We start from the raw sequence: 8,529 nt of genomic DNA, 5'->3' as shown, positions 1-8,529 counted from the left end.
ACCAGGAAACTCAGGGATTAATATCGAACTTAGAGTTATTCCGACACTGGCTAACTATACAGAATTGGATGATATTGTAGAGTTCGTTGGCCGTGTGTTCTCCAACATCAATCAGATTTCCCTTATGGGGCTGGAATCTATCGGTTGGGCACGAAAGAACTGGTCAACAATCTTCATTGAGCACAGCAGTTATAGTGAGAAAATAATCTCCGCCATCGACGCTGCACACAGGTCAGGTATACCTCTAACAATTTTTAATTATCCTTTGTGTCATCTTCCTGAAAGAGCCTGGGAGCTTGCTGCTCAGTCGATCTCTGATTGGAAAAATTACTATCCTAAAGAATGTGATGAATGCACTCAGAAGTCTTCCTGTACTGGTTATTTCAGTTCCTCAACAGGCCGTTTTCATCAACCACCGAGACCAATTTTATGAAAAAATTTAATTTTGCTGCTCTACTTCCGGGATTTTTGGCACTCAATAATTCTGTATGGGCAAGTGATTCATCCACAGGAGCAAATGATTTGCCTGGTATGACTCTTAATGAACATGATTTAGTGATAGCCCCACTTAACACCGAAGTTCCATTCTACATTGCAGGGCATCGCAGTCATAGTTCCCATCGAAGCCATAGTTCTCACCGATCATCATCAGGTGGCGGGTACTATGGTGGCAGCACTCCTTATTATCCAAAAACATACAGCTCACCAAGCTCATCTGGGTCTTCAAGTTCAGGAACAAGTTCCTCATCGTCCTCTTCCTCTGTGCGTTCGCTTCGTTCTAACGACAATAACAACTCTACTACTACGAATTCTGGTGGAACTACAGAAGCTAACCGTGCAAGTAATGGGCTGACTTCTGGTACAGAGAAGCGTAAGCGCTTAATCATGCGGGTTCAATTCGCTTTGCTGGACAAAGGTTATTACAACGGGAATATTGACGGCATAATGGGGCCTTCCACAAGGCAGTCAATAAAAAATTATCGCATTGCGAACGGACTACCAGTACCTTCAAGTGAAACCTTGGATACACAGTTGTTAAATTCATTGAGTATTTTAGCTCGATAAATTAAGTATATTAAAAATTGTTCACTTTAACATTAACTTGTATGAGTATATATTTCAGAGGCGATTAAATGTCAGTCAGCTATAACATATATAGAATGCCATATAAGAGTCTTCCAGAATTGACAAAAAAAATCATTAAAGAAGGGCTTGTCGAACAAAAAACAATTCTACATCAATCTTATCAACTCAAATTTTATTTTTCTGATAAGTTAAAAGGAAATGAAGTATGGTGGTGGGATGTTTTTAATGATTTCTTTAATGAAGAAATTGAAAAGCCTCATAATATATTCTATTTTGGCCTGCTAATAGGATTTAAAGAAAAGGACCCTGAGAATTGCTATCTTATCAGTCTTGGTAAATCACATTTTTATCTCAGCAAGTTTATTGAAGCGGACTTTGGGCTGAATGTGGCAATGCGTATAGCTAATGATGAAAATATTTTGCTCAAGAAAAGTAGATTCTTTTGTGGGGGAAAGAGTCAGGAAGCATCGTCATACTCACAGTTTGTGCAAGGATCATATTTTCCTGGCGAATCCATCGAACATCTTAAAACAAAAGCCAAAGAAACTGACAAGTGGGGGTGTAATAATATAACTTTTTCTGATTCAATTCAGCTAAGTTTAGATGGTGCTCCTACTGCATTAGTAGATGTCTTCAATGATATTGATTCTTCGTTGGCAACCAAAGAGAAAATCGAATTTCCTAAGTCGGAAAAAATCACTGACGAGTCAAAGATAGATGAGCTTGATAATTATCTACTTCAATCGATCATTAAAGATGATGTAAATGTTATTATAGATGAGATTCAATCTTTTGGTGCCTCTATTGTAATTAATAATTCTTTGACATTTTTTAAATTGCACACAAAAATTGAGGGGAGTGGAAAGTATCTTCAATCAGCAGATAAAGTTAATGATATAAAAATAACAGATGTAAAGCAATTTATAAAAAATAACGACATAAAGGATGTCAATAGAGTTTTTGTTAAGATAACTAATGAAAATAACAGTGGTCATACGGCCTCGCTAAAAGAAATATTGAGTATTACTTATAGCGATGGCAGTGAGCACTACTTCCTTAAGAGGGGAGGGTGGAGTCGATTTAACTCTGCCTTTATGAAGTATTTGTCTACCTCTTTAGCCAGTATAAAATTTGAGGTTAAAGATGCTCTTAAGGAAGACGACTTCAAAGCATGGCAAGCTGAAAAAATAAAACAAATCAAAGAAGGAACTTCTAAAGACAAATTAGAATATAGAGAGTACTATTTTAATGAAAAGATATCTGATGAGAAAGGTTATATACTTCTAGATCGCCAGCTCAAAAAAATACCATCCTTACGTGATGATGGTAAGGACTACAATGTTGAAGTTGCAGATCTTTATAAAAATGGAGAGATTATTGCTGTAAAGATATCTGATAAACCGCATGATCTAATTTATAATATTGAGCAGTCAAAAACTACAATTCAAACTATAGTAAGAGGAGTAGTAAAATTTGAAGAGAAAATTACTGATGTGGTTTTATGGATCTCAACTACTACAAAAGCCAAAAAATTGATTGACATCAATTCTATCCAATTTTTATTAGCGATTCAAACTTGGAAGGAAGTTGTTGAAGGATTTAATTTGAAACCAAAGATATATTATTCGCATCACGACAAACCCAAAAAGAAAAAGAAAAAGGAAAAGAAAAAGCCAAAAAACGGTTGATTAAAAATATTGAGTTTCCTTATCGAATAATTTCAGGAGAGAAAAGAACATTCTAATTACCACATTATAAATATTATTTGAGTGTATTGATGAATTTAAAATCTTATGTGGTGGTGTTATGTGAAACTTACACCACCATTGTTTATTGAACATCTTTAAGAACTTTCAATATTTACTCTGGATGTTGGTTATAAAACCCGTAGCTGATAAGTTGTGGCACTATGTATGCAATCATAGTGCTCTCATAATCGCTGTACGATTTTATTTGAAATGAATTAAACCATAATTGCCTCTTAATTCATTATCAACAAGAGTAAAGTTCGTCATTTCTCTGTCAAGCCAATAAGACTCTTCAATATGCTCTAACAGTATTATTTGGAAACCACCATGAGACCGCATTTTCTCAACAAAAGAATTAATTTCATTTAGGGCTGCATCAAGACTTGCAAAGTCATCAGTTTTTTTACCAGCAGTACTAAAATATGGAGTGCTGGGCTGGTCAATGACTAAGAATCGTGGAACCCACGGTACTTTTCTATCTCTTACCAATTCGTGAAGTGCAAGGAAATAAGCTACATGTACATACATATAGTTAGAAGCACTTCCAATATCTATCATTTTTTCAACTTGATTTTTATTTATCAAATCAAGTATTTTTTTTGCCTTGTTGAATATCGGAGTTGCATCCTCAAATCCTTTTAAAGGCATCCGTGTGAATATTTCCTTTATTTTTCCGTTCAGTAAACTCAATGTATATTCTTTAAAGGCATTATTATCTGTTATCTTGCTTTCTAACTCATCAATTTTAGTAGTTATCTTTTCTATAGTATCAGTATAATCATATTTAGGGAGAACAACTATCCGTTTAATTTCAGAACTGAGTTCGCCCATGAACCGATAAAGTTCGAGTGGTGTAATCTTTTCATCACTAACAGTTGCGAGTTTTTTACTCAAGGATGATATTTTAAGTTCTAACTCTTTTCTCTTAGCATTTGTTTTTGATATGAGTGAGTTTTGTCCTTTTTCGGCTATAGCCTTTTTTATCTCTGAGCTTTGGTTCAATAAAGATTTAATGATTGAATAGATGTTTTTTGTATATAATATGCTGCTATAATTATCATCTAGATATTTGGCTATTAAAAGAGAGTCTTGGTTGTCTTTTAAAAACTTCTTATATTCAGTATTTGTTTCTATATATTCATTAATGTCTGTCAGTTCTTTTTTTAAGAGGAAAATTTCTTTTTCGATTTTTGTTTTTTCATTAATTGCTGGGATTTCGTTTATATCCCTGTAATTAACTATCGCTCTCAAAATTTCAAATTTATCACTTACAGTTGGTTCATTCTTGCTGTTTTCTCTTATTAAACCAAAATAATAAGCCCTGTCGTATAGTGATTCTATTTCACTTTCGAAATTGAAATAAGAGTCTTTGCTAGCCGACTGTTTATATTCGATACGAGCAAGATTCCTGTGTAATTCTTCTAACCGCGTTCTCATTATCATAGTTTCGGCGTTTTCACTGCCAAGAGCCATGTCAAAGGTTCGGTCAATACGCTCTCTTGTCTTTAAATCAGAGATTTTCGAATAAAGATGTTCTGAAGAGGTTAGTGTTGTTTGATCTATAAAGCAATGCGGGATAAAATATCTATAGGATACTTTTGACCCTTGTTGTATGAATCTACCACCATAAGGGATTTTTAGAGAACTATTAATACCAAACTCATAATTCAGATGTTCCTTTAAAACATCCTTTTTGATATTGTTAATAGGGATTTGTGGAATGTCTCCATTTTTGTCAAAGTAAACTAGATCATCTTCTTCAAAGTGTGTCGCTTTTCTACAAATAGTGAAATATTTACCGTTAATACTTAATCTAATCCCATACCAATTTACAAAATTATCGACATTTGTTTTTGATATACCATCAGATGATGAGGATAAAAGGCAATAATCAACGATAGCCAGTATTGAGGATTTTCCTTTGCCAGAATCACCTGTTATTACATTTACCTTATTTTCCTCAAGTTCTAAATTCCTCAAGGTTGAATCAATTTGCCATATTAAAATATTGGTAATCTGCATTATAATCTAACTCCACAAATGTCATATATATTGTGTGGTTCTTCTAATAGTAAACGTGCAACATTTATAGATGCTGCCTGTATTTTTACGGCTCTTTTGCCAATAAACGGGATCGCATTATCTAATATTAACTTGTTTTTAAATGCTAATTTACCGTGGTCTAATTCAGCTATTCCATTTTCAAGGCACAATGAAACACAATTAACTGAGGATGGAAGAAAATTATAGAATCTTTTATTTATGGACACTATTATTTCGGGCTTGGTTAATAGTAGATCTTGAAAAGATAGTGTATTGGTTCTCTTGTGGGCAAGGTAATCTAAGCTTTTTTTATGAAATATAATTGGTAAAATTAGCATTGCATTGCTTATTTCAATATTTGATGCTATTGATAACACCTCTTGCAAAGAGAATATACCCAAAAGCTCATTGTTATATATTTTCATTTATAGACTGACTCCCAGTTTTGAAGCCATCCTATTTTGGGCTTATCTGAAAGGAGCAAGAACGTTCCTGTAGTCATAGATTTAGGTAATTGATTTTTATCCAACACAATATTACAGTTTCCTGTCAATTCAGTATAGACAGAGAAGGCTTTATTAAGATGATCTTCATTTATTTCTGTAAAACGGCTTCGTATATACGTTGCTGAATGACGTGATTGCCATTCATCAAGCGCTTTTTGATATATTAGTCTTTCTTCTTGAGTTGTTAAATCTCCAGAGCTTTGCAATTTTTGAATGAAAGCTTCTGTTTTGGCCATTTCATTTATATATTTTACGATTGAATCGCTATTCAAATCCAAATCTTTGAGTTGTTTGTAAGAGATCTTTGATTCAACGTTAGTAGGGTATGCAGATTCAAAATCGTAGTATTGGTCGAAATTATTTATACAATTTCTTGAAATTTGAATAATCCTATCTATTCCAAAATTATTTCGAAAATCATCATAACTTATATTTATTTTGGTGTGATTTTTAACCAAATCATATTTATGTTTAAAAAAAGCACCTGAAATATAATTAAAAGCATCATCTATTTTATCATCAGGGATTGCTAATGTTTTTAGTAATGTTTTTATTTGGCGGATGATCCCATCTTCGCTATGTTGAAAAATTATACTACTAAATAAACGTTTAGAAGAATTGCTATCGAGTGAGTTTATGATAGAAATATACTTATAGAGGTCATCTGACTTATTTTTATGATCTTGTTCAATCTTTTCTATTTCATCTTTTATTTTTTCAATGTCCTTAGTGTCGTTAGTCAAAAGTTGCACGATACCAGGCTCTAAGGTAAGACCTTTGTTAGTGTAAAAAATAAGGTTAATGCTTTTGTCGCTTATGGTTTTTATCGCCTCTGACCAGTTATATAATGTTTTCCATAAATCTATGTCTTTATTGGTTATATTAGACTTGTTGATTGAATGTTTAACTTGGATAAAGGTTTTATGCCCTTCGATGCTCTCAAGATGGAGATCATCATAAACTTCAATTCCAATGTGTTCTTCTGGTTTAAGCTCTAAGGCATGTTTTAAAGCAACGTAATCTTGATAGGTAAAACCTATTGAATTTTTATCGGCATTAGTTTTTTCAAAAAAATCCATATGATAGCCCACTAAGGAAACAAGCAATGAAAGCATAAAAAAACATCAATATTGTTTGTTCACCATAGCAAACACTAAAAACATATGGAAGCACACGTATCAAAGTTTAGTTATATAACTTTATGTTTTTTATACTGGTTTTATGTACATGTATGCTTTCCATCCAGGAGAATGGCTTAGCTACGGGCATCCGTAAGCATACGGGCATTTCAAGCTATCCCTAACCTTCTTGCTAATCCCCTCTATCAGTCAAGCAGCGATAGCTTTAGCTCTCTGAGTTTGAACGTAATCACTCCACCATTGCATCAAATTCTGTCGCTCTATCAGATATTCTGCACGATTGTATGCTGCGATAATTTCATCTTTTTTAGAGTGAGCAAGTGCTGCCTCAAGAACTTCAGATCTGAACTTACCGGACTCTTCTGCCGCTGTTTTTGCAATAGAGCGCATACCGTGAGCTACAAGCTCACCTCCAAACCCCATTCGGATGATAGCTGCATTGGCGGTTTGTTCATGCATATGATTAAGCGGCGCTTTAATGCTGGGGAAAACCCATTCTCTATGCCCACTTATTGATTTCATTAATTCAAGGATGCGCAAAGCTTCTTTACTCAAAGGAACTTTGTGAGGCTTTTTCATTTTCATGAAATCAGCAGGAATGTTCCAAATGCTGTTGGTTGTATCAATATCAGACCACCTTGCGCGAACGGCTTCACCCGGACGAACCCATGTCAACAATTGCCATTCAATTAGCATACGTGTTTCCAACCGGATTGACGCATTCGTCAAAGATTCCATAAACTTTGGCAATTCGCTTGGGGGAAGGGCAGGCATATTTTGCTTTTTTGGTTTACTGAATCTTTGGCCAAGGTTGTCAGCCGGGTTGAACTCAATAAGTTCTTCAGTGGCAGCCCACCGGAAGATTTCATTCAGACGGGAAATGATGCGGCGTAGAGTTTCCAATACGTCTCGTTGCTCAATAGGATCAAGGTGTTGTTTTAAGAGCTTAGGTCGGATCTCATTGATAGGGACATTACCCAGACCAGGAAAGACATTTCTCTCTAAGCTGCGCCAGATGTCTGCTGCATGGTCTTGTGAGATACCTGAGTTCTTTACCTTCTCATCTAACCATTTCCACGCTAAGGCTTGGAGGGTGTGCTCAGTAGCACTCTTTAATGCCTTCGCCTTATCGTTGTTATGGACTTGGGGATCAACACCATTTGCCAGAAAGGAGAGATATTCATCTCGTAAGGTTCTGGCTCTTGCAAGGGTAAGGTGAGGATATGTCCCAAGGCTCATTTTGGTTCTTTTCTTGCTCACTGGTACTGCATACCTGAAATACCAACTTTTGTTCCCTCCCTTTGCTAGGGCGAGCGATTCGCAGAATCAAGCCATCACCGTCAATCAAGTTAATTTTTTGTCTGCTGGCTTGGTGTTTTTGATTTCAGTATCAGTGAGTTTCTTAGCGAGCTTTGCCATTTTTAGCTCCTCAGTTTGTGGACCTTTTGCATTGGGTCCACAAAAGGGTGCCATAACGAGTAGCTTCTAGCAATTCCCCGTATATATACTTCATTAGACACAAAAAAGCCCGCAAGGCTTACACCATGCGGGCTTTTCGTACTTCTCCGGGCTTATCTGGTGATACCCGGATCATTATGTGGTGGAGCTGGGGGGATTTGAACCCCCGTCCGAAATTACTACACCGTCGGCACTACATGCTTAGTCAATCTTTACATTCGCCGGTCAGCTGCGGATGGACACGCCACTAACAAACTAGCCTGATTAGATTTAGTGCTTCAACCCCAGGCAAGGTCTCCACACGATCTCTTTTGGGTTTGACCTCTCTTGATCCCCGTCTTAAGAGCGGAAGCTAGGGAGAGAGGGCTCTAGGCAGGGTATTAAGCTGCTAGTGCGTAGTTTTCGTCGTTTGCGACTATTTTTTTGCGGCTTTTTACGAGGCAAACCGCCCCTCGGCATGCTCCTTGGGCTTCGCAAATCCCGTCGAATCCAGAATCAGCCCCAAGTAACTGTGAGCAGTATATCAGAAATCTATCCTGTTAAGCCAGA

General features: G+C 36.0%; 5 protein-coding genes, 1 other RNA gene and 3 pseudogenes. 3 read left to right on the top strand and 6 right to left on the bottom strand.

Going from position 1 to position 8,529, the window contains the following annotated elements; genetic code table 11:
- The 3 genes and pseudogenes from AC2A06_RS11150 to AC2A06_RS11140 form a co-directional block, all read left to right on the top strand.
- Window positions 1–433: pseudogene (locus AC2A06_RS11150) on the top strand (His-Xaa-Ser system radical SAM maturase HxsC); the annotation flags it as partial.
- Window positions 430–1,065, top strand: coding sequence for a His-Xaa-Ser repeat protein HxsA (gene hxsA / locus AC2A06_RS11145; protein ID WP_484380303.1), 636 nt, complete (start codon window positions 430–432; stop codon window positions 1,063–1,065). The pseudogene AC2A06_RS11150 and the gene hxsA, both read left to right, overlap by 4 nt.
- A 68-nt stretch (window positions 1,066–1,133) precedes the next feature.
- Complete coding sequence (locus AC2A06_RS11140) at window positions 1,134–2,774, top strand: DUF6119 family protein (protein WP_484380302.1); 1,641 nt, start codon at window positions 1,134–1,136, stop codon at window positions 2,772–2,774.
- Between the two features lie 261 nt (window positions 2,775–3,035).
- Here AC2A06_RS11140 and AC2A06_RS11135 read toward each other — a convergent pair whose 3' ends face one another.
- From AC2A06_RS11135 to ssrA, 6 genes and pseudogenes are all read right to left on the bottom strand, one after another.
- On the bottom strand, window positions 3,036–4,856 hold the full coding sequence (locus AC2A06_RS11135) for a DUF3732 domain-containing protein (RefSeq protein WP_484380301.1): 1,821 nt from the start codon (window positions 4,854–4,856) through the stop codon (window positions 3,036–3,038).
- Complete coding sequence (locus tag AC2A06_RS11130; RefSeq protein ID WP_484380300.1) at window positions 4,856–5,302, bottom strand: three component ABC system middle component; 447 nt, start codon at window positions 5,300–5,302, stop codon at window positions 4,856–4,858. The genes AC2A06_RS11135 and AC2A06_RS11130 overlap by 1 nt, the downstream gene beginning before the upstream one ends.
- Complete coding sequence (locus AC2A06_RS11125; protein ID WP_484380299.1) at window positions 5,299–6,498, bottom strand: hypothetical protein; 1,200 nt, start codon at window positions 6,496–6,498, stop codon at window positions 5,299–5,301. The genes AC2A06_RS11130 and AC2A06_RS11125 overlap by 4 nt, the downstream gene beginning before the upstream one ends.
- 213 nt (window positions 6,499–6,711) lie before the next feature.
- Window positions 6,712–7,275: pseudogene (locus AC2A06_RS11120) on the bottom strand (tyrosine-type recombinase/integrase); the annotation flags it as partial.
- 66 nt (window positions 7,276–7,341) lie between these two features.
- Window positions 7,342–7,941 (bottom strand): annotated as a pseudogene (locus AC2A06_RS11115) (integrase arm-type DNA-binding domain-containing protein); the annotation flags it as partial.
- Window positions 7,942–8,120: 179 nt separating this feature from the next.
- Window positions 8,121–8,483, bottom strand: a transfer-messenger RNA (tmRNA) gene (gene ssrA / locus AC2A06_RS11110).
- Window positions 8,484–8,529: the final 46 nt, after the last annotated feature.

The organism is Serratia sp. HNCC26DJ244, assembly GCF_057180565.1.
The sequence above is the reverse complement of the archived record's forward strand: the minus strand, read 5'-3'. Positions and strand labels throughout refer to the sequence as shown.